At 61.4% G+C, this 24,596-nt stretch carries 25 protein-coding genes, 1 other RNA gene and 1 pseudogene; 13 read left to right on the top strand and 14 right to left on the bottom strand.

The features are described 5' to 3' along the window. Positions 1–67: 67 nt before the first annotated feature. A complete protein-coding gene (locus OU993_RS12010; RefSeq protein ID WP_268157314.1) occupies positions 68–814 on the bottom strand; it encodes a YebC/PmpR family DNA-binding transcriptional regulator in 747 nt (248 codons plus the stop codon). A 161-nt stretch (positions 815–975) separates the two neighbouring features. Here OU993_RS12010 and OU993_RS12005 point away from each other — a divergent pair, with 161 nt between their 5' ends. Beyond that, positions 976–1,479 carry a pyridoxamine 5'-phosphate oxidase family protein gene (locus OU993_RS12005; protein WP_268157312.1) on the top strand — a complete coding sequence of 168 codons (504 nt, stop codon included), beginning with the start codon at positions 976–978 and terminating at the stop codon, positions 1,477–1,479. A 32-nt stretch (positions 1,480–1,511) separates the two neighbouring features. On the opposite strand, the gene OU993_RS12000 is transcribed toward OU993_RS12005, so the two are convergent. Then, entirely contained in the window at positions 1,512–2,333 is an 822-nt protein-coding gene (locus OU993_RS12000; protein WP_268157310.1) for an MBL fold metallo-hydrolase, read from the bottom strand. A 111-nt stretch (positions 2,334–2,444) separates the two neighbouring features. Further along, positions 2,445–3,701 carry an MFS transporter gene (locus tag OU993_RS11995; RefSeq protein ID WP_268157308.1) on the bottom strand — a complete coding sequence of 419 codons (1,257 nt, stop codon included), beginning with the start codon at positions 3,699–3,701 and terminating at the stop codon, positions 2,445–2,447. Positions 3,702–3,944: 243 nt separating this feature from the next. On the opposite strand from OU993_RS11995, the gene OU993_RS11990 reads away from it, so the two are divergent. Next, a complete protein-coding gene (locus tag OU993_RS11990) occupies positions 3,945–4,106 on the top strand; it encodes a hypothetical protein (RefSeq protein ID WP_268157306.1) in 162 nt (53 codons plus the stop codon). A gap of 12 nt (positions 4,107–4,118) precedes the next feature. On the opposite strand, the gene OU993_RS11985 is transcribed toward OU993_RS11990, so the two are convergent. The 4 genes from OU993_RS11985 to OU993_RS11970 form a co-directional block, all read right to left on the bottom strand. Continuing rightward, positions 4,119–5,036 carry a PhzF family phenazine biosynthesis protein gene (locus OU993_RS11985; protein ID WP_268157304.1) on the bottom strand — a complete coding sequence of 306 codons (918 nt, stop codon included), beginning with the start codon at positions 5,034–5,036 and terminating at the stop codon, positions 4,119–4,121. A gap of 154 nt (positions 5,037–5,190) precedes the next feature. Beyond that, the gene (locus OU993_RS11980) at positions 5,191–6,090 is read right to left on the bottom strand and encodes a fructose bisphosphate aldolase (protein WP_268157302.1); all 900 of its coding nucleotides are present in this window, start codon (positions 6,088–6,090) and stop codon (positions 5,191–5,193) included. Between the two features lie 220 nt (positions 6,091–6,310). Beyond that, positions 6,311–7,513, bottom strand: coding sequence for a phosphoglycerate kinase (locus OU993_RS11975; protein ID WP_268157300.1), 1,203 nt, complete (start codon positions 7,511–7,513; stop codon positions 6,311–6,313). Between the two features lie 70 nt (positions 7,514–7,583). Then, a complete protein-coding gene (locus OU993_RS11970; protein WP_268157299.1) occupies positions 7,584–9,497 on the bottom strand; it encodes a potassium/proton antiporter in 1,914 nt (637 codons plus the stop codon). A gap of 453 nt (positions 9,498–9,950) precedes the next feature. On the opposite strand from OU993_RS11970, the gene OU993_RS11965 reads away from it, so the two are divergent. Next, on the top strand, positions 9,951–11,141 hold the full coding sequence (locus OU993_RS11965; protein ID WP_268157297.1) for a pilus assembly protein TadG-related protein: 1,191 nt from the start codon (positions 9,951–9,953) through the stop codon (positions 11,139–11,141). Between the two features lie 79 nt (positions 11,142–11,220). On the opposite strand, the gene gap is transcribed toward OU993_RS11965, so the two are convergent. Both gap and tkt read right to left on the bottom strand, forming a co-directional pair. Then, complete coding sequence (gene gap / locus OU993_RS11960; protein ID WP_268157295.1) at positions 11,221–12,231, bottom strand: type I glyceraldehyde-3-phosphate dehydrogenase; 1,011 nt, start codon at positions 12,229–12,231, stop codon at positions 11,221–11,223. A gap of 71 nt (positions 12,232–12,302) precedes the next feature. Then, positions 12,303–14,276 carry a transketolase gene (gene tkt, locus OU993_RS11955; RefSeq protein WP_268157294.1) on the bottom strand — a complete coding sequence of 658 codons (1,974 nt, stop codon included), beginning with the start codon at positions 14,274–14,276 and terminating at the stop codon, positions 12,303–12,305. Between the two features lie 309 nt (positions 14,277–14,585). Here tkt and OU993_RS11950 point away from each other — a divergent pair, with 309 nt between their 5' ends. From OU993_RS11950 to rcdA, 8 genes and pseudogenes are all read left to right on the top strand, one after another. Next, a complete protein-coding gene (locus OU993_RS11950; protein ID WP_268157292.1) occupies positions 14,586–14,858 on the top strand; it encodes a DUF4164 domain-containing protein in 273 nt (90 codons plus the stop codon). Between the two features lie 22 nt (positions 14,859–14,880). Then, positions 14,881–15,258, top strand: a complete 378-nt coding sequence (locus tag OU993_RS11945; protein ID WP_268157289.1) for a cell division protein ZapA — start codon at positions 14,881–14,883, stop codon at positions 15,256–15,258. 45 nt (positions 15,259–15,303) lie between these two features. Further along, positions 15,304–15,462, top strand: a non-coding RNA gene (ssrS, locus tag OU993_RS11940) — 6S RNA. 331 nt (positions 15,463–15,793) lie between these two features. Further along, on the top strand, positions 15,794–17,080 hold the full coding sequence (locus OU993_RS11935; RefSeq protein ID WP_268157286.1) for a hemolysin family protein: 1,287 nt from the start codon (positions 15,794–15,796) through the stop codon (positions 17,078–17,080). Further along, positions 17,077–17,658 carry a 5-formyltetrahydrofolate cyclo-ligase gene (locus OU993_RS11930; protein WP_268157284.1) on the top strand — a complete coding sequence of 194 codons (582 nt, stop codon included), beginning with the start codon at positions 17,077–17,079 and terminating at the stop codon, positions 17,656–17,658. Before OU993_RS11935 ends, OU993_RS11930 begins: the two co-directional genes overlap by 4 nt. Positions 17,659–17,668: 10 nt before the next feature. After that, a pseudogene (locus tag OU993_RS11925) lies at positions 17,669–18,494 on the top strand (TIGR00282 family metallophosphoesterase). 13 nt (positions 18,495–18,507) lie between these two features. Then, positions 18,508–18,699 (top strand): DUF1192 domain-containing protein, encoded by a 192-nt coding sequence (locus tag OU993_RS11920; RefSeq protein ID WP_268157283.1) that lies wholly within the window; start codon positions 18,508–18,510, stop codon positions 18,697–18,699. 368 nt (positions 18,700–19,067) lie between these two features. Beyond that, a complete protein-coding gene (gene rcdA, locus OU993_RS11915) occupies positions 19,068–19,580 on the top strand; it encodes a protease adaptor protein RcdA (protein ID WP_268157282.1) in 513 nt (170 codons plus the stop codon). A 309-nt stretch (positions 19,581–19,889) separates the two neighbouring features. Here rcdA and OU993_RS11910 read toward each other — a convergent pair whose 3' ends face one another. After that, positions 19,890–20,060, bottom strand: a complete 171-nt coding sequence (locus tag OU993_RS11910; protein WP_268157281.1) for a hypothetical protein — start codon at positions 20,058–20,060, stop codon at positions 19,890–19,892. Between the two features lie 103 nt (positions 20,061–20,163). Further along, positions 20,164–20,625, bottom strand: coding sequence for a hypothetical protein (locus OU993_RS11905; protein ID WP_268157279.1), 462 nt, complete (start codon positions 20,623–20,625; stop codon positions 20,164–20,166). A 133-nt stretch (positions 20,626–20,758) separates the two neighbouring features. Between OU993_RS11905 and OU993_RS11900 the strand changes: the two genes are divergently transcribed. Continuing rightward, positions 20,759–20,959, top strand: coding sequence for a hypothetical protein (locus tag OU993_RS11900; RefSeq protein ID WP_268157276.1), 201 nt, complete (start codon positions 20,759–20,761; stop codon positions 20,957–20,959). A 62-nt stretch (positions 20,960–21,021) separates the two neighbouring features. On the opposite strand, the gene OU993_RS11895 is transcribed toward OU993_RS11900, so the two are convergent. The 3 genes from OU993_RS11895 to rpmE all read right to left on the bottom strand — a co-directional run bounded on the left by OU993_RS11895 (position 21,022) and on the right by rpmE (position 22,598). Further along, positions 21,022–21,252 carry a hypothetical protein gene (locus OU993_RS11895; protein ID WP_268157274.1) on the bottom strand — a complete coding sequence of 77 codons (231 nt, stop codon included), beginning with the start codon at positions 21,250–21,252 and terminating at the stop codon, positions 21,022–21,024. Positions 21,253–21,384: 132 nt separating this feature from the next. Continuing rightward, positions 21,385–22,236: a D-alanyl-D-alanine carboxypeptidase family protein gene (locus OU993_RS11890; protein ID WP_268157272.1), complete on the bottom strand. Its 852-nt coding sequence runs from the start codon at positions 22,234–22,236 to the stop codon at positions 21,385–21,387. A gap of 140 nt (positions 22,237–22,376) precedes the next feature. Further along, a complete protein-coding gene (gene rpmE, locus OU993_RS11885; protein WP_268157271.1) occupies positions 22,377–22,598 on the bottom strand; it encodes a 50S ribosomal protein L31 in 222 nt (73 codons plus the stop codon). A 186-nt stretch (positions 22,599–22,784) separates the two neighbouring features. Between rpmE and OU993_RS11880 the strand changes: the two genes are divergently transcribed. Beyond that, a complete protein-coding gene (locus OU993_RS11880; RefSeq protein WP_268157269.1) occupies positions 22,785–24,584 on the top strand; it encodes an ABC transporter transmembrane domain-containing protein in 1,800 nt (599 codons plus the stop codon). Positions 24,585–24,596 lie beyond the last annotated feature (12 nt).

Genomic DNA, 24,596 nt, shown 5'->3' with positions numbered 1-24,596 from the left:
AAACGAAAAACGCCGTCCCGAGAACCGGGCCGGCGTCATCCATAAAAACCTTGCGAAAGCGGACCGATCAGGCCGAAAGCTTTGCCATCACCTCGTCCGATACCTCGAAGTTCGAATAGACGGTCTGCACGTCGTCATCGTCTTCCAGGCTGTCGATCAGCTTCATCAGCGACTGCGCCTTTTCCTCATCGACCGGAACCGTGTTCTGCGGCTTCCAGACGGCCTTGACGGTTTCCGCTTCGCCGAGCGTGGCTTCGAGCGCCTTGGACACTTCGCCGATGCTCTCAAAACCGCAGATGATCGTATGGCTGTCTTCGTCGGAGATCACGTCGTCGGCACCGGCCTCGATCGCCGCTTCCATGACGGCATCGGCACTACCCGCCGAAAGCTTGTAGACGATTTCGCCGACGTGGTCGAAGGAGAAGGACACCGAGCCGGTTTCGCCCAGAGCGCCACCGGCCTTGGTGAAGATCGAACGGATGTTGGAGGCGGTGCGGTTGCGGTTGTCGCTCAGCGCCTCGACGATGACGGCAACGCCACCCGGGCCGTAACCTTCGTAACGGATCGCGTCATAGCTTTCGGCATCGGCGCCGGAGGCCTTTTTGATCGCGCGGTCGATGTTGTCCTTCGGCATGGACTGAGCCTTGGCGTTCTGGATTGCCAGGCGCAGGGCCGCGTTCATGGTAGGATCAGGCAGACCGGCCTTGGCGGCGACGGTGATTTCGCGTGCAAGCTTGGAGAACATCTTCGACCGGATCGAATCCTGCCGACCCTTGCGGTGCATGATGTTCTTGAACTGTGAATGGCCAGCCATGGCACCCCTTCATCGCGTAATATGTCTGGAATGGGCGGCTTATAGGCACGAAACGGCAGCCGTTCAAGAAAAAAGCGGCTGCCCGCCGCCTGCGCCCATGCGGAACAAAGGCCATGGGCGGGCGTTTTCTCCGCGACCCATTCATCAGGAAAGGATTGCCAATGGTCAGTCTGACAGAAGCACGTGAAGCCCCCGCCCGGCAGCTTTGGAGCGAGATCGATGCGGTTCACGCCGGCATGCTCGGGATCGAGGGCTCGTCGATGCACATGCAGCCGATGGCCCCGCATGCCGATCCCAAGACGAACACGGTCTGGTTCTTCAGCCGCAACGACACCGATCTGGTGCAGGCGATCCGGCCCGGCACCCGCGCGCATTTCTGCGTGGTCGGCAAGGATCACGACTATCACGCCTGTCTGGCGGGTGTGATCGAGGTGCGCAAGGATTCCGCCAAGATCGATGAATACTGGAGCGCCGTCACCGCCGCCTGGTACGAACACGGCAAGACCGACCCGCATTTGACGCTTCTGGCGCTGCATGTGGACGATGCCGAGATCTGGGCCTCGACCGACAGCAGCCTGAAGTTCGGCTGGGAAATCGCGAAAGCCAACATGAACGAGGAAAAAATGCCGGATGTCGGCGTCAAGCAGCACCTGACCTTCGCCTGACGCGATACCGTCGCTCCGTCTCGCCGATGGTCTCAGAGCCCCGGCGGGACGACAATCTGCGGCTTGCGCGGCAGGCTGCGCATCGACACCGTCATCGTGTCCGACTGTCCGTAGACGATGTCGAACCGCCCGTCGAACATCGCCAGGAACCGGTCGAGCGGCGGCCCACCGCGATGCATCGGCAGGATCAGCGAGGACCGGAGCCGCTGCACCACCCGGCTCATGCTGTCGGCTCCCATCGTCAGCCCGCCATCCGTCGGCACCATCAGGATGTCGAGGCGGCCGATCTCGGTATAGTGGTCGTCCGTCAGTTCATGATGCAGATGGCCGAGATGCCCGATGCAGAGACCCGCAATCTCGAAGATGAAGATCGAGTTGCCGTTTTCCTCGAAGCCGCCATAGGACCGGATATCGGTCGCGACATTCCGGATATAGGCGTCACCCACCATCACGTTGTGCACGGCCTTCTCGCCCGGAACATCGCTCCAGCCCGGCAGCACATGCTCGATGCCCGCATCGGGGTTGAGGGTGTAATGCGTCGAATGCGCCTTGTTCATCGTGATGACGTCGGGCAGAAGGGAGGTGCGGTGGACGCCGGAATAATCCGTCGCGATCACAATGCCCTCCGGGCTCTCGATCTGATAGGTCGAGTGACCGACGAAGGTGATCGTCACGTCTTCCTTGAGCTGACGTTGCGCCAGTTGAACCGGTTTGAAGCTTGCGAAGGTGACCTTGGGAATGGCCTCGGCGATGGCCTGGCACTGACTGACCGGCATCTGGGCCGACTGGGCCAGCGCAAGCCCTGCCGACCACACCGTTGAAACGACAGCGAATGCGACAGTCCGCAGCATCATGCCACTCCCTTGTCTCTCCTGTGCAGGAAGGATGGGGCAGCAGAGGGAGAGCGTAAAGCGCGAACTTGCGCCCTGCGCCTCACAATCTTGTCATTGTCGGGTAAAGCCGCCTCAGCGCGCCTCGCCGTCCGCCGGTGCGCGCGGATCAAGCATCAGGCTTTCAGGCGTTGCCAGCGGCGCGGTGGCGGTCGGAGCGGTCGTGTAATTGTCCTTGTCGGCCGTTGCAATCGCCGGCCGGATCCGGCTGCGCAGGATGGCATGGACAACGACGGCCACATGCGCAACCGCCGTGACGGCAAACAGCGCATGCGCCCCGAAATGCGTCATCACCGGTCCGCCGATCGTCGGACCGATGATCGTGCCGATGCCGAAGAGCAAAAGCAGGCCGCCGGAAATCTTGACGAAGTCCTCCGGCGCCGCGAAGTCGTTCGCATGCGCCACCGCGATCGGATAAAGCGCATTGGCCGCCGCACCGTAGACGGCAACCAGCACGATGATGACATAGACATTCATCGGCTCGAACAGAACGAGCAGCACAGCAGCGATGGCCGACAGCGCCGACAGCGCCGCAAGCACGTAACGGCGGTCCATGCGGTCCGACAGCCGGCCGGCGGGAAACTGCATGATCGCCCCGGCAAAGATGGTGATCGACACCATGACGGCGATCGTGCCCTGGTGCATGCCGGCCTGCGCGGCAAACACGGCGACCAGCGTACCATAGGCGCCGTTGGCGATGCCGATCATCAGGATGCCGACGAAGGAGACGGGAGAATTGCGATAAAGCCCCGGCAGGTCGAGACTGACCCGTTTCAGCGGTTGCGGCGAGGCCGCCGTCGACAGCGTCGTCGGCAGGATGGCGATGCAATAAAGAATGCCGCAGATCATGAACAGGATCGGCGTCGAGACGTCGATGACGCCGACCAGAAGCTGGCCGCCGACAACGCCGAGCAGGGTAATCGCGATATAGAAGGAGAAGATCGCCCCGCGGCTTTCATTGGTTGCCCGCTCGTTCAGCCAGCTTTCGATGATCATCGAGGTGCCGGCCGTGCAGAAACCGGTGACCGCGCGCAGTGTCAGCCAGGCAACGTCGTTGACGACGATGCCTGTCAGAAGCACGTTGAGGCAGATGATCGCCCCGAAGCCCGAAAAGGCCCGTACATGGCCGATGCGACGCACGAGGATCGGCGCCACGAAACAGCCCGCCACGAAACCGCCGGCCCAGGTGGTGCCGAGCAGGCCCAGCACCTCGTTCGAATACCCCTCCATCGTCCCGCGAACCGGCAGCAGCAGGCCCTGCAAGCCATTGCCGAGAAACAGGAAAAGGGTGCCGAGGAGCAGGCTGAGGACAGGCAGGATGTTGCGTGGCATGAGAAAGACCGTTTGCGTTCCGGTTCAGGTGTCCAGACGATGTTGCACGACAATCGTTAAACTTGCTCCGCGCGAAACCCGCCCGGATCAAGAAAAACGACTTTGAGGAAGACGCGGAGCCAAAAACAACAACCCGTGCACCCGGACCGATTGACGGTTCCGAATCTCTCCCCCGAACGCTATCTGTGGTGACGTGCAAAAATGTCCAGCCTGTGGCTGACGTGATCGTGCTACAGGAAAATCATGACAAAGCTCATCGGCCTTCTGCTCATCCTGGCCATGGTCGTCCAGATCATCAAGCCGCTCGGATGGCCGGGCCTCAGGCGACGTGCAGACTTCTGGAAACTCGCGCTTCTGGCGCTGGCGCTCTGGGCGATCACCCTGCTGTTGCGTGACTTTACCTGAACGGCCCTCACCTCAGAACGCGATCTGGCCTTCCATCACCGCGGCACTTTCGCCGGAAATGACCACGGAACCTGGTTTGCCGTCGCGTTTCTCGACCGTCACCCGAATGATGCTGCGGCGGCCCATTTCCACGCCCTGTTCGATCATCACCTCGAAGAGACCGTCCGCCCGCGGGTCCAGGCTTGCAAGAAGGGCTGCGAGCGCGCCGGACGCGCTCCCCGTTGCCGGATCTTCCGGCACATTGTCGAGCGGCGCGAACATGCGGGCGCGCAGCCGAAACGGATGGGACGGATCGCGGACATAAAGGAAGACGGGAAAGTCGTTCTCCGGCGTCGCATGGCTCTCCCGCGCTTTTTCAAACAGCGAACGATCCGTGCGGGCGGCGGCGAGCGCCGCGAGATCGACAAGTTCGACCATAACGAAGGCAAGCCCGACGGAGGCCATGCATGGCAGATGACTTGCGGTGCGGATCTGCGACGGTTCGAGCGAGAGGCAGGTGGCAACCACTTCGACCGGAACGGTGGACCCGACCTCAAGCGCTTTCGGCGCGCGGATCGCAGCCGCCGTCACACGACCATCCTGCCGCTGCAGCGTGACCTCGACCAGTCCCGCCTTCTCCTCGAACACCAGCCGATCCGCGACCGGCTTGCCGAAAATCTCGCTCCTCTGGCCGATCACATAGGCCGTGCCGACATTCGGGTGGCCGGCAAAGGGCACTTCGGTGACCGGCGTGAAGATGCGCACCCTGGCGTGATGGGCAGGATCATCCGGCGGCAGGATGAAGGTGGATTCGGAATAGCCGAATTCGGCAGCAACGTTCTGCATGTCCTCATCCGACATGCCGCGCGCATCCAGAATGACCGCCAGTGGGTTGCCGGTGAACCTCTCGCCGGTAAACACGTCCACCGTCACGAATGCTGCCTTGCGCATGCCTGCCTCCTCCTGACCCAAACAGCGGAATGGCTAACGTGCCGGGCGGCGATGCGCCAACGAATGTTTGTGACGTCACCCATCAGAAACAGTGAAAGGCCGCCCTCCTGCGAGAACGGCCTTTCGCCTCCCCTCCAAAAAGGGGCTTCAAAGATCAGCCGACCTTGTTGACGCTTGCGGCGTAGATCTGGTCGATCGTCTGGGCGATGCTTGCATTGAACTCGTCGTCGCTCATCGACACACGAAGCCCCTCGGTGAGGCCGCGCGAAAAACTGGCGATCATGCCGTGATTGTGGCTGAGCTTCTCGCAAGCATCCGCCGTGGTGTAACCGCCGGAGAGGGCGACGAGCCGCACGACGGATTTGTGGGCGATGAGCGGCGCATAGAAATCGGCAACCGTCGGGATCGTCAGCTTCAGCATGACGGTTTCGCCAGCGGGAAGCTTGTCGAGCTGTTCAGCAATTTCATCGCGCAGAATGGCTTCGGCTTCCTGCTTGGTCGGGCTCTTGATCGAGACTTCCGGCTCGATGATCGGCATCAGGCCCTGGCCGATGATCTGGCGACCCACCTCGAACTGCTGCTTGACGACGGCCGCGATGCCAGCTTTGTCCGCATGGGCGATCACGGAGCGCATCTTGGTGCCGAAAATTCCCTTCTCGCGGCCACGGATGAGCAGCGCGTCGAGATCCGGCATCGCCTTCATCGTCTGCACGCCGTTCTCTTCAGCATTCAGGCCCTTGTCCACCTTGAGGAAGGGCACGACGCCGCGCTTCTCCCAGAGGAAAGTGGGGACCGGCTCGCCATCCACATCGCCGTCCATCGTCCGCTCGAACAGGATCGCGCCGATCACCTTGTCGCCGGTGAAGGCCGGGGCGCTCATGATGCGCACGCGCATGGCGTGCATCAGGCGGAACATGTCTTCTTCGGTCTGATAATCGGATTCAGACACGCCATAGAGACGCAAGGCTCCCGGTGTTGAACCACCGCTCTGATCCAGCGCCGCAATAAATCCAGGCGCAGAGCTCATCTTGTCCAACATCTTGGCGTACCCCATGCTTACACTCCTGTCCCTCAAGTCGGCGCACAATGCGTCCATATCTCGCTCAATATCATTCGCGGATAACAGAAGTTTTTTAACAGGGAAATCCTACGCTTAGCGCTTGAAACGATTGAATTTTTTTCAATCGTTTAAAACATAAAAAATTATTTAAACCGATTTACCGGAGAGCGCACCTTTCTATATAGGTGCGCTCCCGTTTTTTAGGGCTGACGCATCAACCGGCCTTGGTGAGGACGGAAACGCCCGGCAGTTCCTTGCCTTCCATCCATTCCAGGAAGGCACCGCCGGCGGTCGAGACATACGAGAAGTCGTCGGCGACACCGGCATGGTTGAGGGCCGCGACCGTATCACCGCCACCGGCGACGGAGACGAGCTGGCCGGCCTTGGTGCGTTCGGCGGCATGTTTTGCGGCTGCGACGGTTGCGGCATCGAAGGGTTCGATTTCGAAGGCGCCGAGCGGACCGTTCCAGACCAGCGTCTGGGCGCGGCTGATCCAGTCATTGATCGCCTCGATCGACTTCGGGCCGACATCGAGCACCATGGCATCGGCCGGGATCGCGTCGATCGCGACCACTTCGTTTGCGGCACCCGCCTTAAACTCGCGGGCAACCACGCCGTCGATCGGCAGGATGATGGCGCACTGGGCGCTCGCCGCCTCGATCATGATCTGCTTGGCAGTTTCGGCAAGGTCATGCTCGCAGAGCGACTTGCCGACATTGGTGCCGCGTGCGGCGATGAAGGTGTTGGCCATGCCGCCACCGATCACCAGCGCGTCGACCTTCTTGACGAGGTTCATCAGGAGGTCGATCTTGGTGGAGACTTTTGCGCCGCCGACGATCGCGACGACCGGGCGAACCGGGTTGCCGAGGCCCTTTTCCAGCGCCTCCAGTTCCTGCTGCATGGTGCGGCCGGCATAGGCCGGCATATGGTGGGCAAGACCTTCCGTCGAGGCATGCGCACGGTGGGCAGCCGAGAAAGCGTCATTGACGAAAATATCGCCATTGGCCGCGAGTGCCGCGGTGAAATCGGCGTCGTTCTTTTCTTCGCCCTTGTGGAAGCGGGTGTTTTCCAGAAGCAGGATGTCGCCGTTTTCCATCTTGGCAACGGCGGAGGCTGCCGCCTCGCCGATGCAATCATCGGCAAACAGGACCGCATGGTCGAGAACCGCCTCGACAGCCGGCGCGATCAGCTTCAGCGACATGTCGGCGACCGGCGCGCCCTTCGGGCGGCCGAAATGGGCGAGCAGGATCACCTTGGCGCCCTTGCCGGACAGTTCGAGAATGGTGGGCGCCACGCGCTCGATGCGCGTCGCGTCCGTCACCTTCCCGTCCGCAACCGGGACGTTGAGATCGACGCGCACGAGAACGCGCTTGCCCGCGATGTCGGAGAGGTCGTCAAGGGTCTTGAAGGCCGGCATGGTATGGATCCGTTCTGGTGTTGAATTTCGAAGCGGACCATAACCGACCTGACCGGGGACGCAAAGACATTCAGGGGCGTTTTTCGCCCTCGCCGGATGCATTGGCGGCCGGCGTCCCGTCAATCGGTTTCTCGGTCTTTTCGGCAGGTCCAGCTGACGCCGGAACCGGGGCTGCGGGCACAGGCTTGCCGCGATAACGCCGCAGCGTGTCGCGCACCCGGTGAGCGATTTCGCGCATGTTGATGAAGATCGGCAGGCGGGTGGCGGGCTCGACCGCTTCGAGCGAAATCCCGACGGATTCGATGTGCCCGTGTTCGTCGATGTCGCGCACGATCAGGATGATCGAGCCGAGCCGGACGCGGTCGGCATATTCCGCCCGGCCGCCCAGCCTATAGGTCATCAGATCGCCGATCGACATCGCCTGCTCGGCGACGCTGAGGAGCCCTGGACCATAAGCCGCATCCAGTTCCTTGGCCGGGCGAGAGGGCGAGATGGCAAAGGCGCCGAAGAAATCCGCATCGTCCTCGTCCACCGGCGCACGGCTGGCAAACAGACGGTCGAGCAGGCGCGAATAGCCGGGAGCAATGAAAAGATAGACCTGATCGTTCTCGCGCAGGCGACCGGCATACTGGTAGCGCATGCTGCGCCCGTCGCGGATGACGAGCGAAGGCGTTGCCCAGCGCGGAATGCGCTCGCCGCGCAAGACCGGGCTGTCACGGATGACACGGTAGGAGATCAGCTCGTGATTGGCGCGTCCCGGCAGGTCGAGTTCCACCTTGTCCACCTCGCCGATGCGCGGCGGGATGATGAGGCCGAGCCGCTCGGCAACCGGTTTGATCGTCCAGCCCTGCAACAGAAGCGAAACCAGCACGATGATGAAGGCGCTGTTGAAATAGACATGCGCATGATCGATGCCGCCGAGGATCGGCATGATGCCGAGAAGCACCGACACGGCGCCGCGCAGGCCGACCCAGGCGACGAAGCCGATTTCCTGCTGGGTGAAATCGAAGGGCAGCAGGCTGAGCCAGACCGCGATCGGTCGTGCGACGAAGATGAGGAAAAGCGCCAGCCCGACCGCCGGCAGCAGGAGTGACGGGAATTCCGATGGCGTTGCGAGCAGGCCGAGCAACAGGAACATAATGATCTGCGCAAGCCAGGTCATGCCGTCCTGGAACCGCGAGATTGCCTCCTTGGCGAATATCTTGCGATTGCCGGCGTAAATTCCGGCGACATAAACCGCAAGGAAGCCGCTGCCATCCAGCGCACCGGTAATGGAGAAGACGAGGAGCGCAAGGGCGAGCACGAAGATCGGTGCCAAACCCCGGTCGACCGGCAGGCGGTTCAGCACGTTGACGATCATTATGCCGCCCAGCAGGCCCATCACGCCGCCGAGCCCCATCTGCTTGACGAACATCGCAAAAAGCTCGAGGTTGAAGCCGCTGCTTCCCTGCCCCGAACTGATCAGCTCCACCAGCGCAATCGTCAGGAACACCGCCATCGGATCGTTGGTGCCCGATTCGACTTCGAGCGACGAACGCACCTTGTCGCGGATGTGGATGCCGCCGATACGCAGCAGGAAAAAGACGGCCGCCGCATCCGTCGAGGCGACGATCGAGCCGAGCAACATGCCTTCGAGCCAGCTGAGGCCGAGCAGAAGAGAGGCGGCAAAGGCAAAGATGGCAGCGGTCAGCACCACGCCGATCGACGCCATGGTAATGGCCGGCACCGCGGCAATCCGGAAGGAATGCAGCGAGGTTCCGAAACCGGAATCGAACAGGATGACCGCCAGCGCCAGCGAACCCAGCATATAGGCCAGCGGGAAATTGCTGAAATTGATGCCGAGACCATCGACGCCGGCAAGCAGGCCGATCATCAGGAAGACAAGAAGCAAGGGGGCGCCGAAGCGGAAGGCGAGCAGACTGGAGAAGGCGGCGACCAGCACGAGAATAGTGCCGACCAACACGATGAGATAAAAAGCCTCCAACCTGACACCCTCTTTCCAACTGGCCTGTTGCCTTGATCCGCAGCGGCAGCGCGTATGTCGCGTGCCGCGGGATCCCCTGCGCAAGACGCCATCCTGCCCGCCATCTCCGCATCCGGCACGAGACACCTGCTAAAGTTGCCATGAGAGATGTGTCGCAACGGCGGGAATCAGGCGACGGTCCATTAGACCTGTTCAAATCCGGCAAGAGAAGGGCAAACCGACCATTCGTGTCAGAAAGTTCCACGCCCGCAACCGGCGATCAGCCGGAAGAATGTGCAAAAGAAGGATTGGTTTCAATTCGAACGACGAAGGCAACGGAAAAGCAGAGAATTTGCAGTATTGGGTCGAAGTCGAGATCCGAATTCCCGGGATGAGAGCACCATGTCGTTCAATATGCCGCGCTCCAGATCATTGACTGCATCGTATCTTGCAAACCGCGATGGAAATTTCGGAATGCTGACGGCGCTTCTATTGCCGCTTCTTCTTGTGGCGGCAGGCGGATCGGTCGATCTTTACGCAGCCTACAATCAAAGGCTGCAGATGCAAACCCAGTTGGATGGCGCAATGCTGGCGGCAGCGCGCGAAAGCGATTACGACAGTCAGAAGCAAACGGTCACGAATTTCTTGTCTGCATTCGATGGAGAAACCAACGACCCCGACGAGGAGATCTCGCTCGCAGACCGCCTCGAGGTGACGCAGAACAAGGATGGCAGCCTGACCGGCGGTTATGCGCAGAACTACCCGACGAGCTTCCTCGGGCTCATTGGTCTCTCTACTCTGCCGCTCAGTGTCGAATCCTCCGTGCTGGGCTCCGTTTCCACCGAGACCAGCAGCCCGGCCTCCTGCATCTACGTGCTCGGCAACAAGAGCCAGGCGGTGCTGATCAACTCGGGCGTCAACCTGAAGTCGACGAACTGCCGCGTCGATGTCGCCTCGACCTCTGCCCCGGCGTTCATCATGAACGGCGGTTCGACAGTTCAGACGGCAAAATTCTGCGTCAAGGGAACGAACTATATCAAGAACGGCGGCACGCTGACCAATCTGGAGGTGGGCTGCCAGATCAATACCGATCCCTATGCCGGCCAGCTTCCGGAACCGGCGGTACCCTCGACCTGCACCACGAGCGGCGTGAAGGACGTCAAGACGATCACGCTCGAGCCAGGCGTCCATTGCGACGTGATTTTCAACGGCAGCCCGACGATCACCTTCAAACCCGGCCTGCACATCATCAAGGGCCGCATGATCGTCAATTCGGGCTCGACCATCATCGCCAATGGCGTGACCTTCTATTTCCCGGACGTCTACAGCGAACTGCGCGCCAATGGCGGCCTCACCTTTACGGGCACGGCCCCGACCAGCGGAACCTACAAGGGCATCCTGATGTTCGAGAAAACCTCGAACGCCGCCAACAACGCCAACAAACAGCAATATGTCTTCAACGGATCCAAAGGCGAGACCCTCGAAGGGATCATCTACCTGCCGAACCGCGACGTGACCTACAATTCGACCACCAACCAGACGTCCAGGATCAGCCTGGTGGTCAACACCGTCATCATGAATTCGTCCAACTGGATGGTCGAACCCTATGACGGCGGTCCGTCCAATGGCGGCAGCGGTTCGCAGACGATCCGATTGACCAAGTAAGAGAAGATCATCCGACGTGAAACGAAGAGGGCGGCCCGGAGATCCGGACCGCCCTTTATTGCCTGCGATGATCAATAGATCAGATCAGCTTTGCGAGCGCCACGGCCGTGTCCGACATACGGTTGGAGAAGCCCCACTCGTTGTCGTACCAGGTCAGGATGCGCACGAAATTGCCTTCCAGAACCTTGGTCTGGTCGAGTGCGAAGATCGACGAATGGCTGTCGTGGTTGAAGTCACGGGAGACGAGCGGCTCGTCGGTGTAACCGAGAATGCCCTTCAGCGCGCCGTTCGAAGCAGCGATGATGGCCTCGTTGACTTCGTCCTTCGTGGTGTTCTTCTTGGCGACGAACTTGAAATCGACGACCGAGACGTTCGGGGTAGGCACGCGGATCGAGGTGCCGTCGAGCTTGCCCTTCAGTTCCGGCAGAACCAGGCCGACGGCCTTTGCGGCACCGGTCGAGGTCGGGATCATCGAGAGCGCTGCCGCGCGGGCGCGGTAGAGATCCTTGTGCATGGTGTCGAGCGTCGGCTGGTCACCCGTGTAGGAGTGGATCGTGGTCATGAAACCATGATCGATGCCGAGCGCGTCGTTCAGAACCTTGACGACCGGAACCAGGCAGTTCGTCGTGCAGGATGCGTTGGAGATGACCAGGTGATCCTTGGTCAGCTTGTCGTGGTTGACGCCGTAGACGACCGTCAGGTCGGCACCATCGGCCGGAGCCGAAACGATGACGCGCTTGGCGCCAGCCGTCAGGTGGGCTGCAGCCTTGTCACGGGCGGTGAAGATACCGGTGCATTCCATGGCGATGTCAACGCCGAGTTCGCCGTGCGGCAGTGTCGACGGATCCTTGATCGCCGTGACCTTGATCGGCTTGCCGCCGCCCACGATGATGCTGTCGCCGTCGACCTTCACATCGGCCGGAAACTTGCCGTGGATCGAATCGTAGCGCAGCAGGTGCGCATTGGTCTCAACCGGACCGAGGTCGTTGATCGCGACCACTTCGATATCGGTACGACCCGACTCGACGATGGCACGCAGCACGTTGCGGCCGATGCGGCCGAAGCCATTGATGGCAACCTTCACAGTCATTTACGTCCACTCCCTTAACATGGGCTTTTCTGAAATCGCGGAAGGCGCCTGACGGCGCCTCCCAGAATGGCTCAGAGCTTGGCTTCTGCCGCAGCAACAACGGCGTCTACCGTGATGCCGAAATGCTTGTAGAGATCCTTGGCCGGGCCGGAGGCGCCGAAGGACTTCATGCCGATGAAGGTGCTGTCGCTGCCGATGAAGGCATCCCAGCCCTCACGCACCGCCGCTTCCACGGCAATCTTGACCGGCGAGGTGCCGAGGATCGCCTCACGGTAATCCTCCGACTGCTCGAAGAACAGCTCGACGCAGGGCACGGAAACGACGCGGGTTGCAATGCCCTTGCCTTCCAGAACCTCGGCGGCCTTGACGGCGATCTCGACTTCCGAACCGGAGGCGAAGATCGAGACCTTCGCATCGGCAGAGGGCACCAGTTCGTAGGCGCCGTGAGAAGACAGGTTCTTCTCTTCATATTCCTTGCGCACCGGCATCAGGTTCTGGCGGGTCAGCGCCAGGCCCGACGGACGATCCTTCGTCTTCAGCGCGATCTGCCAGCATTCGGCCGTCTCGGTCTCATCGGCCGGACGGAAGAGCAGCAGGTTCGGGATCGCACGCAACGCCGCCACATGTTCGACCGGCTGGTGCGTCGGGCCGTCTTCGCCGACGCCGATGGAATCATGCGTCCAGACATGCACGACACGGATGCCCATGAGGGCCGCCAGGCGAACGGACGGACGGCAATAATCGGAGAAGATCAGGAAGCCGCCCGAATAGGGGATGAGACCGCCATGCAGCGCAATACCGTTCATCGCGGCAGCGGTCGCATGCTCGCGGATGCCCCAGTGCATGTAGCGACCGGAGAAGTCCGTCGGCGTGATCGCCTTCATCTGGCTGGTCTTGGTGTTGTTGGACGGCGTCAGGTCGGCCGAACCACCGAGCGTTTCCGGCAGCAGGCCGTTGATGACTTCGAGCACGTCTTCGGAAGCCTTGCGGGTGGCAACCGTCGGCGGGTTGGCGGCAACCTTCTGCTTGAACGCGTCGATCGCGCTGTCGAAGCCGCCCGGCAGGTCGCCGGCAAAACGACGCACGAACTCGGCGCGGGTCTCGGCAGCAGCAAGACGCTCTTCCCATTCCTTGCGCGCCTTGGTGGAGCGCAGGCCAACGAGGCGCCAGGCATCCAGCACGTCCGCCGGAACGACGAAGGCTTCCGCCTCCCAGTTCAGCGCCTTGCGGGCAGCAGCGATTTCTTCCGCGCCGAGCGGCGAGCCGTGCACCTTGTGCGTGCCCTGCTTGTTCGGCGCGCCGAAGCCGATGATGGTCTTGGCGGCAATGAAGGTCGGGCGATCGGACGTCTGGGCTGCTTCGATGGCGGCAGCGATCGCGTCCGGATCATGGCCGTCGATCTCGATCGTGTTCCAGTGCACCGACTTGAAGCGGGCGATCTGATCCGTCGAATCCGACAGCGAGACCGCACCGTCGATCGTGATGTTGTTGTTATCCCAGAAGACGATCAGCTTGTTGAGCTTCAGGTGACCGGCAAGCGCAATCGCTTCCTGGCTGATGCCTTCCATCAGGCAACCATCGCCGACGAGTGCATAGGTGAAGTGGTTCTGCAAGCCCGCGCCGAATTCTTCCGACAGCTTGCGTTCGGCGATTGCCATGCCGACGGCGTTTGCGATGCCCTGGCCGAGCGGGCCGGTCGTCGTCTCGATGCCGGACGCATGACCGTATTCCGGATGGCCGGCGGTCTTGGAACCGAGCTGACGGAACTGCTTGATGTCCTCGATCGTCATGTCCTCGTAACCGGTGAGGTAGAGGAGCGAATAGAGAAGCATCGAGCCATGGCCGGCAGACAGCACGAAACGATCGCGGTCCGGCCAGAGCGGGTTCTTCGGATCGAACTTCAGGTAGCGGCTAAAAAGGACCGTGGCGACATCGGCAGCCCCGAGAGGCAGGCCGGGATGGCCGGAATTGGCCTTCTCGACAGCATCCATCGAGAGGAAACGGATCGCATTTGCCATCCGGTTGTGTTTTTCGCGAGAGGTCATGGCTAGTCCGCTGTTTTCGGTGTCAATCACGGCCCTGGACGGACCAAGTGAGGCGCGGCTGATCCTTAGCAGGTGCAACGGCCAAGTCAACAAAAGGCACGGACGCCGACGCATTGCGAAAGTATTTCGCCCCCTGTTAACTAGGCCTCCCTCCAGCGCCGTAAAGGGCGCGATCCACAGCTTAGCGGCGGCACGCATCCCGCCACTTTATTGACCGCCCGGTGCGCCCCGCTTAGGGTGCCGCCTATATTAGTTGGCGAAGGGACGCGATTCGCGTCTGATTGTCGCGCGGACCCGAGTACCAGCAGGATGCCGGTGGAAAAGACCTTAGACGCTGCCATTTCAGACCTCTGGGCCGCGGTCAACAGCCTCGAAAACGCTGTGGATGCCCGCATCGAGCGCCAGCGTGAGGCCGTCGATGCGGAAAACGAGGTCCGTCGGGTGCATGCCGACCGCGCTCGCCTTGCCCAGGAGCTGGACCAGTCGGAATTCCGTGCGAACCGCCTGGAAGAAGTCAACCGCGAAGTCTCCCGCAGGCTTGTGACGGCCATGGAAACCATCCGCGCGGTCCTCGACCGGTAATCCTAAAGGGATCAACAGCCCCATGGCGCAAGTGACCGTAACGATCGATGGCAAGGCCTATCGCATGGCCTGCGAGGAAGGCCAGGAAGGCCATCTGGAAGAGCTCGCCCAACGTTTCGACCGTTATGTCGGTCACCTGAAGACACAGTTCGGCGAGATCGGCGACCTGCGCGTTACGGTGATGGCCGGCATCATGGTGATGGACGAGCTGGCCGAGACCAATCGTCGGCTGGCAAACCTCGAACGTGAGGTGGAGGCACTGCGCACCGTGCGTGAGGGGGCCGCGGAGGCCAGGCAGAAAAGCGAGGCGGCGGTGGTCGACGTGCTGAGTGAACTCGCCACCCGGCTGAACGGCATTACCGCCAAGCTGAACGCGCGTCCGCAAACACCGGTGAATTGATCCGCCCCCTCTGGCGGACCCCATCATCATCCCCTATATTGATTTTGCGGTCTGCGCTTCCCGACAGGAACCACAATCCCTGGGGCCATACTCGATCCAAAGGGAGCTGTCCCTGACCAGGCCCGTGGGCTTGGACATATGGCGCCCACCTACGTTTGTAGGCACCCAGGATCGTAAATCTCCATCGGTCGTCGTGGATCGCACCCTTCCCAATCGGCGACAGGGTCTCTCGGATGCCAGGGCTCTCGGACGAAGGTCCGGCACGGCATTCACGCAAGGCGGCTGCAACCGCCGGGTCAGGGTCATCGCCTCACAAAAAGCAAGGCAAATCCCCTGCCCTGCGCTTTCGCGGGTCTGGCTGATTGCAAATGACGGTTGGTGCCCCTATTATTCGGGCACGCCAGCTGCCCTGCAAGGTCATCGATCATAGAACCTGCAGTCGACGCGGCAGGATTGGCCGGTTCATCGTGCCGATCCGGGATACAGGCCGCATCATTTCGCGGTATGATCCTTGGCGATACCCAATGAGCGCGTTTTGATAACCGAAATTCTCATCGTCGTCCTTCTCACCTTCCTGAACGGCGTCCTCGCCATGTCCGAGCTGGCCGTGGTCTCGGCAAGACCCGTTCGCCTGAAGATCCTTGCCGATGACGGCAACAAGGGTGCGGCCCTTGCCATGCGGCTGGCGGAAGATCCCGGCCGTTTCCTCTCCACCGTGCAGATCGGCATCACCCTGGTCGGCGTCCTGTCCGGCGCCTTTTCCGGCGCCACGCTCGGCGCACGGCTGGCCGACTGGCTGGAGCTGCAGGGTCTCTCCGATGGCGTTGCTGATGGTCTCGGCGTCGGTTCCGTCGTCGTCGCCATCACCTATCTGTCGCTCATCATCGGCGAACTGGTGCCGAAGCAGATTGCGCTGCGCGCGCCCGAAGCGATCGCCGCGCGGGTTGCGCCGGCCATGGTGCTGCTGTCGAAGCTGGCTTTGCCGCTCGTCTGGCTGCTGAATGCCTCGGGAAGTGCCGTCCTTGCCCTGCTTGGCCAGAAGGGGGAGACGGACGAGCGCATGACCGACCAGGAAATCCGCAACGTGCTGGCCGAAGCCCAGAGCGCCGGCGTCATCGAGACCGAGGAATCGGCGATGATTTCCGGCGTGATGCGCCTCGCCGACCGCGCCGCCCGTGGCCTGATGACGCCGCGCCGCGATGTCGAGGTGATCGATATCGAGGACGATGCGCAGGAAATCCGCGAGCAGCTCAGAAAGACGCAACGTTCGCGCCTGCCGGTGCGCAACGGCGCCTCCGACGAGATCCTCGGCGTGCTGTTCGTCAAGGACGCCTACGAGGCGATCAGCCGCGGTGAGGCACTCGATGTGCGCCAGCACATGCGCGAAGCGCCGGTGGTTTCCGACCTGACCGGTGCGATCGACGTGATCCAGGCCCTGCGCCGCGCGCCGGCCCAGATGGTGCTGGTCTATGACGAATACGGCCATTTCGAAGGCATCATCACCTCGGGCGACATTCTGGAAGCCATCACCGGCGTTTTCCAGGAGGATGAGGTCGAGGAACCGGCGCTGATGCAGCGCGAGGACGGCTCCTTCCTCGTCGCCGGCTGGATGCCGGTCGATGAATTTGCCCACCAGATGGGCTTTAACATGAAGGACGACCCCGACTACGAGACGGTGGCCGGTTTCGTTCTCGACGAGTTGAAACGCCTGCCCGAGCTTGGCGAGCGGTTTACCTGGAACGGCTGGTCCTTCGAAGTGATCGACCTTGACGGCCGGCGCATCGACAAGCTTCTCGTGCAGAAGATGCCGGAGCCGGCATGAGCGAGGTGGTGCTCGAAAAGAGCCGCCTCCGCTCCGAACGGCTCGCCGAACGCGACCGGATCGCCGCAGACCTGCGCATCGAAAAGAGCCTCGAACTGTGCGACCATGGCAGCGCGAGCCTGGCAATCGAGCCCGGCACCATCGTGTCGGGTTTTTCGCCGATCCGCTCGGAGGCCGACATTCGCCCGCTGATGGCAGACCTGAAACGGCGCGGCGCCCGGCTCTGCCTGCCGGTGATTGTCGACAAGCAGACCATCATCTTCCGCGAACTCGTGCCGGGCGCAGACCTCGTGCCGATGGGTTTTGGCACCTTCGGTCCCGGCCCGGAAGCGGAAGAACTCGACCCGGACCTGATGCTGGTTCCCCTCTCCGCCTTCGATGCGCAAGGACAACGGATCGGTTATGGCGGCGGTTATTATGACCGCGCCATTGACCGTCTCAACAAAAAAGGCCTCTTTCCGGAGCTGATCGGCATTGCCTTTGATTGCCAGGAGGTGGCATCAGTTCCGGTAGAACAACACGACGTCCGGCTGCATGCGATCTTGACCGAAAGCGGGCTGAGACGCTTCAACCCTTGATCGGACAGGTATGCGACTTCTGTTTCTCGGCGACATGGTAGGCAAGACGGGCCGGACGGCCGTCTGGGATCGCCTGCCGGGCCTCATTTCGGATCTCAAGCTGGATTTCGTCATCGTCAACGGCGAAAACGCCGCCGGCGGCTTCGGCATCACCGAAGACATCTTTCTCGAGACCATCAATGCCGGCGCCGATGTGGTGACCACCGGCAACCATGTCTGGGACCAGAAGGATGCGGTGGCCTTTGCCGGCCGACACGACCAGTTCCTGCGCCCCCGCCAATTATCCCGCCGGCACGCCCGGCCGCGGCTCCGGCCTGTTTTATGCCCGCAACGGGGCGCGCATCCTGGTCGCCAACATCATGGGCCGGGTTTTCATGCATCCGGAACTGGACGACCCCTTCAAGAGCGCTGAAAGCATCCTCGATGCCTGCCCGCTGAAGGAACAGGCCGACGCCATCATCTTCGATTTCCATGCCGAGGCGACGAGCGAAAAACAGTGTTTTGGCCATTTCGTCGATGGCCGCGCAAGCTTCGTCGTCGGCACCCATACGCATGTGCCGACCGCCGACCACCAGATCTTGAACGGCGGCACCGCCTACATGTCGGATGCCGGCATGTGCGGTGATTACGACTCCTCCCTCGGCATGGACAAGGAAGAACCGCTGAACCGCTTCATCTCCAAGATGCCGAAGGGCCGTTTTGAGGCGGCCTCCGGCCCGGCCACCATCTGCGGCGTCGGCGTGGAGATTTCCGACACGACGGGACTGGCGGAGAAGATCGAACCCTTGCGCATCGGCCCGCGGCTTGCCGAAGCGATCCCGTCATTCTGGCGATAGGAAGAGGCGCCCCATGAGCTTTCTGGACGACGACAGACCAAAGAAGCCGGTTGCTCACGAGGTGGGCTGCGACCTCTCCTCCCTCTCCGTCGAGGAGATCGACAGGCGAATCGGACTGCTCGAGGAGGAGATCGTACGTTTGCGGACGGATCGGGCTCAAAAGCAGGCCGGCAGGGCTGCCGCCGACAGCATCTTCAAGCGGTGAAACGGACCAAAGCAATACGTCTGGCAAGAAGAAACTATACTTGGATCTTCTTTGTTAACCGCCCATTAAGCATTCTGTCAGATGATGATTATGCCTGGTTTGCCCGGGCTCAGACGGTTTCTCCAGTCGGCGAATAGGTCTGATTTCTCCCTGTTTTACCTTGAGAGCCGCTTTCGCGGCTCTTCTTTTTACCCGCACATTTGCGTGTTCCAGCCCCATGTAAACTGTGGGAATTAACCTTTCCTTAAGAATTGGCTTGCGGATTTCGGCTACTGGTATCATCCTCCGAGCATGAACGAAGGAACGCGGAACTTTTTCTGCCCTCCTTCATTGCCTGATCAAGTGGATGCGTTAGCAGGATAATCTCGATGTCAGAACAGGTATTGAATACCGTCAGTTTCGCCGGCCGCGCCGCTAACTCGCCGCAGTTCAAGGCGCTGTATTCGGAAGGCATGTCGCTGGTCGAAGAGACCGCCGCCTATCTGGATGGCCCGGGCCGCGCTGCCTCCAAGGTTCTGCCGCGCCAGGCGACCGTGCTTTATGCAGCCGAATCCATGCGGCTGACCACCCGCCTGATGCAGATGGCCTCCTGGCTGCTCCTGCAGCGCGCCGTCAACAATGGCGAGATGAGCTACGAGCAGGTGCTCTCCGAAAAGAGCAAGGTGCGCCTCGACGGCTTCAACGTTGACCGCATGGCACCCGGCTGGGGCGACCTGCCGGAATCCTTCCGTGACCTCGTCGAACGGTCGCTGCGCCTGCAGAACCGCGTCGCCATCCTCGACCGCGAAATCTACCGCCCGCAGGAAGCCATCGTTCCCGACAACGAAAACGGCGTCCGCGCCCAGCTCGACCTTTTGCGCACGGCGTTTACCGCGAACTGAGCGGGGCAGATGATTTTGGAATGAGGGAAGCGGGCCGGGTGCCCGCTTTTTTGTGCGTGGGGATGGGGGAGGCGCGTCAGACTGCATCACAGCGAGAGGCGACAGCGGTAAGGCTGCCGATGTTCGCCATATGCCCGTCACGGATTATTTCGGATCTCCGCAAGCCAAAGTAGTAAATTTGTGAGACGCTGCCTGGCCATTTGCCGGGGATAGTTGCAATGGTTAAAAGGCGAAGTTTGTTGCGCTGGTCGGCCTCCTGATAACCGCATTCGGCCGTCCACTCTATAGTACGATTTTCTACGGGCTGACTTACGTCAAGCGACGGGGCTGGCGAACCAACGAAGAAGCTCCCACCGTTTTCATCTTCAACACTGCACTTTCATGCATCGCTTTATTGGCATTGCCGGGGAATCCCTGTGACAAAAGCAACTTGATGATCTGCTCTTCTTTGTCGGCAATCGGACGCCATGCCGCGGCCATCGTTTTCGTCCTCAACAATTACGGCGGAAGATGACACGAGATTACACGTTTTTATAACTGCTATTATCGCCATCCGGGCGAAGTCGTTTCTCGGCGCCGACCTTCAGTCGAATGTCTCAACCACTCGTCCTTCGCTGACTGATAGGTAGGATAGCTTCTTCCCGTCTTCAGAGCGCTTGAATAGGGTCCATGCAGGTTGGCCGTCACAGGTCATGAAGGATGAGACATATCGCCCGCCTTCAAGCTCAATCAGTAATTCCGGCAGACGGCCAACGATTTTCACATCCTCAACGCGAAGTCCGACGAGGGAGTTAAAAGCGCTTTCCCATTTTGCTTCGTCGCTCCAACTACCTGCTAGAATTGCCTGCTCTGTTTCTATCCGCCAACTCCATTCGATCATAATTGTATATTCACCATATGGCTTTCCATCAGAACCGTCATTCCTATGGCTAGGAAATAATTCTCCTATCTCCAAGAAAACAGTAGAACCATGCCCGCGCCAAACGGCCGCAACGCGCCGCTTATGCAGACCAGCCTGGTATGACTCGAATAGTGAAGGCAACATTGAAGCCCTGCTTCGCCCGTTCTGATGGAGACAAGCTAGGTCGTCCGCGAGTTTTGGGCAATGACCGCTAATGGCGCATCAGCGCCATGAGGCTATCGGCCCATGTCGGTCATCTTGACTGGATAGAAGGGCGATGATTGCCATGATGGCGCGTTTCGATGATCTTGATAGGTCGACGGTTATGAGTGAGTTGCTGAATTTCCTCGGTCAACTAATAAGCGGCTTTTTCGATGGCGCGGCCGCCAAGTCGCGCTGGCGTCGGCGGGCCGAGAGGGCGTTTGCAGCCATGGCGATGTTATTCGCCGCCCTGGTCATTTACCAGATGTGTAAGTAGGAACGTTCACACATGGCGCCAATCCGCCTCTCACCATCACGCAACACCAGCCGCCGCCCCCATCACCCCGCAAACACCACCATCACCCCACGCTGGCGAAAATAGGCCTGCATCAGCTTGCGGCCGGCGCGGTTGTTCTGCACGAGGCGGGAGGGATCGAACACGGCTTGCTTCTGGCCGGCTTTGGCGAGCGCTGCCTTCAGCGTGGCGATGTGCAGGTCGATGTCCACGTTGTCGTTCTGCAGCGACTGGTAGATACGGTCTGTCGCCTCGGCGACGGTCGGTTCGCTCATCGGTCTCTCCTGTCGAAAATCTTTTGAAATCGGGATGGGGGCCATCTGTCCTGGGCTGTAGCAGATGGAACGCGAGAGGCAAGCGGCAGCGGTGTTCACCACCGGTCGGCCCGCCTCCCCCGATAGGCTCTGTCAGGGTTTTGCCGCCACCATCGCGGCTTTCGTCACCGGCTTTGGCGCAACCACGGCCTTCATCTGCGGCAGGTGCTTATCCAGCATCGCCTTCATCTCCTCGTCGCGTTCCTGCGCCGTCTTGCCGCCCATCACGACGCCGATCAGCCGGTGGCCGTCGCGGTCCACGCTGGTCACGAGATTGTAGCCGGAGGCATTGGTAAAGCCGGTCTTCAGGCCCGTGGCGCCCGGATAGGTGTTGAGCACGCCGTTATGGCCGCGCAGCTTCATGCCGCGAAACACCATGCGCTTCTGCGAGAACAGCTTGAACTCTTCCGGATAGTCGCGCATCAGCGCAAGCCCGAGTTTGGCGAGATCCTTCGCCGTGGTCACCTGCGCGGGGTCCGGCAGGCCGGCCGGGTTGCGGAACACCGTCTGCGCCATGCCGAGCTGGCGGGCCTTTGCCGTCATCATCTCGCCGAACTTTTCCTCGGAACCGCCGAGCTTTTCGGCAACGGCGACGGCCGCATCATTGGTGGAGAGCACGATCATGCCGGTCACCGCCTCGGTGACGCTGATCGTATTGCCGGCGCCAATCGCAAACTTGAACGGCTCCTTGCTATTGGCGTTTTCCGAGATCGGCAGCCTTGTGTCCCAGGTCAGGCGGCCGTCATGCAGCGCCTCGAAGGTCATGTAGAGCGTCATCATCTTCGTCAGCGAGGCCGGATAGTTCAGCTCTTCGGCATTGTCCGATTCCAGCACCACGCCGCTATCGGCATCGACCAGAAATTTAGCATGGCCGGCAAAGGCCGGCGAGAGCGACAGCGCCATCAGCGCGGAGGACAGGAGAAGGACGCGGAGACTGGAAAACATGGCAAACCTTGGCAAGACGGCAGACTGAGGCACGGGAAAACCGGCCCGAAACGAAAAACCGCCCGAAGCAGGCTTCGGACGGTCGCGATAGGATACGACAAGGTCGCCGGGCGCAAGCCCCGGGCAACGAAGCGGATCGATTAGAGGCCGAGGCCGCCGAAACGCTTGTTGAACTTGGACACGCGGCCACCGCGGTCCATCAGCTGCTGGTTGCCGCCGGTCCAAGCCGGGTGCGACTTGGAATCGATTTCGAGGTTCATGACCGCGCCTTCCGAGCCCCAGGTGGAATAGGTCTCGTATTCGGTGCCGTCGGTCATGACGACCTTGATCTTGTGGTAGTCGGGATGAATGTTGGCCTTCATGACACTCTGTTCCTGCTGTGCGGGGTCCATTTGTCGCAATTGCAGCGGAGGCCCCTAGTTCGTAAATGAAGCCGCACACCGGAACCGGCGACGGCTTCCCAATTTAATGCGGAGCCTATACAGGAAGGTCTCCCAAAGCACAAGTACCCGCACCCGACTGTTGCCGGGGCAAAAAACGGGGCCAGCGTGAGCGATAACCAGAACAGATCCGACAAGACCCGCCGCACACCGCAGCCGCTGCTGCGCCTTGTGCCTTATGTTCTGCGCTACCGGTCGCTGGTGCTGGCGGCCGCCTGTTTCCTGGTCTTTGCCGCAGCAACGACGCTTGCCCTGCCGCTGGCCGTGCGCCGCATGATCGACCACGGGTTTGTGGCCGCCGACGGCGCCTTCATCAACAGCTATTTTGCCATGCTGATGGCGCTCGCCGCGGTGCTCGCTCTCTCCAGCGCGCTGCGTTATTATTATGTCATCACCATCGGCGAACGGGTGGTGGCGGATCTGCGGCGCGAGGTGTTCAACAGCGTCACCGCGCTGTCGCCCGCCTTCTTCGACGTCAACCAGTCGGGCGAGATCGTCTCGCGGCTGACGGCGGATACGACGCAGATCAAGTCCGCCTTCGGCTCCGCCGCCTCGCAGGCGCTGCGCAATGTCATCCTCTGTCTCGGCGCCATGATCATGATGATCCTGACGAGCGCAAAACTCTCGGGCCTGGTGCTCGCCGCCATTCCGCTGATCGTCTTCCCGCTGGTGGGCTTCGGCCGTTCCGTGCGGGGCAGAGCTCGCGCCGCGCAGGACACGCTTGCCGCAACTTCCGCCTTTGCCTCGGAAACCGTTGCCGCCTCCCGCACGGTACAGGCCTTCGGCGCGGAAAAGGCTGCCGGCGAACGTTATGGCCGGACCGTGGAGGCCGCTTACGATGCCGCCCGCTCCGCCATCCGTTCACGCGCTTTTCTGACCGGTTTTGCCATCCTGATGGTGTTCGGCAGCATTGTCGGCGTCCTGTGGTACGGCGCGCAGAGCGTGCTCGCCGGCACCATGACGGCGGGAACGCTCAGCCAGTTCGTGCTCTATTCGGTGATTGCCGCAAGCTCGCTCGGCCAGCTCTCGGAAGTCTGGGGGGAACTCTCGCAGGCCGGCGGCGCTGCCGAACGGCTGACGGAACTGTTGCGCGAAGTACCGGCGATCCGCGATCCGGAACAGCCGGTCGCGCTGCCTGTGCCTGCCCGCGGCGAAGTGGCTTTCGACAACGTCTCCTTCTCCTATCCGTCACGGGTGAGCGCCGTCACCCTGCACGACCTGTCGTTTACGGTGCGCTCCGCCGAGACGGTCGCGATTGTCGGCCCCTCCGGTGCGGGAAAAAGCACGATCCTGTCGCTGCTGATGCGCTTCTACGATCCGACCGCCGGAGCCGTGCGGCTCGATGGCGTCGATCTGCGCGACGCCCGGCTTCATGATCTGCGCAGCCGCTTGGCCATCGTGCCGCAGGACGTGACGATCTTTGCCGCCTCGATCCACGACAACATCGCCTTCGGCCTGCCGGACGCCAGCCGCGAGGCCGTGCGTCAGGCAGCGATTGCGGCGCAGGCGGACGAGTTCATCTCCCGCCTCGACAAGGGGTATGACACGCTCGCCGGCGAACGGGGCGTGACGCTCTCCGGCGGCCAGCGTCAGCGCATCGCGATTGCCCGCGCCATCCTGAAGAACGCGCCCGTGCTGCTGCTCGACGAGGCGACCTCGGCGCTCGATGCCGAAAGCGAAACACTGGTGCAAAAGGCGCTCGACGGGCTGATGCGCGACCGCACGACGATCGTAATCGCCCACCGCCTCGCCACCGTGCTGAAGGCGGACCGCATTCTGGTGATGGACGATGGCCGTATCGTCGAGGAAGGCACGCACCAGCAACTGGTGGCGCAGAACGGGCTTTATGCCAGCCTCGCAAGGCTGCAATTCGATGCCGGCGCGCAAGGATTCATGGCCGCGCAGTAAAGCGCGGCCAAA

Source organism: Rhizobium sp. SL86, assembly GCF_026672545.1.
Taxonomy (GTDB): Bacteria; Pseudomonadota; Alphaproteobacteria; order Rhizobiales; family Rhizobiaceae; genus Neorhizobium.
Note: the sequence above shows the minus strand (reverse complement) of the source record. Positions and strands in the feature narration are given on the sequence as shown.

What these genes read in the sequence shown, in the direction of transcription:
- OU993_RS12010 (WP_268157314.1), bottom strand. Translation starts at nt 814, where the DNA reads ATGGCTGGCCATTCACAGTTCAAGAACATCATGCACCGCAAGGGTCGG.
- OU993_RS12005 (WP_268157312.1), top strand. Translation starts at nt 976, where the DNA reads ATGGTCAGTCTGACAGAAGCACGTGAAGCCCCCGCCCGGCAGCTTTGG.
- OU993_RS12000 (WP_268157310.1), bottom strand. Translation starts at nt 2,333, where the DNA reads ATGATGCTGCGGACTGTCGCATTCGCTGTCGTTTCAACGGTGTGGTCG.
- OU993_RS11995 (WP_268157308.1), bottom strand. Translation starts at nt 3,701, where the DNA reads ATGCCACGCAACATCCTGCCTGTCCTCAGCCTGCTCCTCGGCACCCTT.
- OU993_RS11990 (WP_268157306.1), top strand. Translation starts at nt 3,945, where the DNA reads ATGACAAAGCTCATCGGCCTTCTGCTCATCCTGGCCATGGTCGTCCAG.
- OU993_RS11985 (WP_268157304.1), bottom strand. Translation starts at nt 5,036, where the DNA reads ATGCGCAAGGCAGCATTCGTGACGGTGGACGTGTTTACCGGCGAGAGG.
- OU993_RS11980 (WP_268157302.1), bottom strand. Translation starts at nt 6,090, where the DNA reads ATGGGGTACGCCAAGATGTTGGACAAGATGAGCTCTGCGCCTGGATTT.
- OU993_RS11975 (WP_268157300.1), bottom strand. Translation starts at nt 7,513, where the DNA reads ATGCCGGCCTTCAAGACCCTTGACGACCTCTCCGACATCGCGGGCAAG.
- OU993_RS11965 (WP_268157297.1), top strand. Translation starts at nt 9,951, where the DNA reads ATGCTGACGGCGCTTCTATTGCCGCTTCTTCTTGTGGCGGCAGGCGGA.
- gap (WP_268157295.1), bottom strand. Translation starts at nt 12,231, where the DNA reads ATGACTGTGAAGGTTGCCATCAATGGCTTCGGCCGCATCGGCCGCAAC.
- tkt (WP_268157294.1), bottom strand. Translation starts at nt 14,276, where the DNA reads ATGACCTCTCGCGAAAAACACAACCGGATGGCAAATGCGATCCGTTTC.
- OU993_RS11950 (WP_268157292.1), top strand. Translation starts at nt 14,586, where the DNA reads ATGCCGGTGGAAAAGACCTTAGACGCTGCCATTTCAGACCTCTGGGCC.
- OU993_RS11945 (WP_268157289.1), top strand. Translation starts at nt 14,881, where the DNA reads ATGGCGCAAGTGACCGTAACGATCGATGGCAAGGCCTATCGCATGGCC.
- OU993_RS11930 (WP_268157284.1), top strand. Translation starts at nt 17,077, where the DNA reads ATGAGCGAGGTGGTGCTCGAAAAGAGCCGCCTCCGCTCCGAACGGCTC.
- OU993_RS11920 (WP_268157283.1), top strand. Translation starts at nt 18,508, where the DNA reads ATGAGCTTTCTGGACGACGACAGACCAAAGAAGCCGGTTGCTCACGAG.
- rcdA (WP_268157282.1), top strand. Translation starts at nt 19,068, where the DNA reads ATGTCAGAACAGGTATTGAATACCGTCAGTTTCGCCGGCCGCGCCGCT.
- OU993_RS11910 (WP_268157281.1), bottom strand. Translation starts at nt 20,060, where the DNA reads ATGGCCGCGGCATGGCGTCCGATTGCCGACAAAGAAGAGCAGATCATC.
- OU993_RS11905 (WP_268157279.1), bottom strand. Translation starts at nt 20,625, where the DNA reads ATGTTGCCTTCACTATTCGAGTCATACCAGGCTGGTCTGCATAAGCGG.
- OU993_RS11900 (WP_268157276.1), top strand. Translation starts at nt 20,759, where the DNA reads ATGATTGCCATGATGGCGCGTTTCGATGATCTTGATAGGTCGACGGTT.
- OU993_RS11895 (WP_268157274.1), bottom strand. Translation starts at nt 21,252, where the DNA reads ATGAGCGAACCGACCGTCGCCGAGGCGACAGACCGTATCTACCAGTCG.
- OU993_RS11890 (WP_268157272.1), bottom strand. Translation starts at nt 22,236, where the DNA reads ATGTTTTCCAGTCTCCGCGTCCTTCTCCTGTCCTCCGCGCTGATGGCG.
- rpmE (WP_268157271.1), bottom strand. Translation starts at nt 22,598, where the DNA reads ATGAAGGCCAACATTCATCCCGACTACCACAAGATCAAGGTCGTCATG.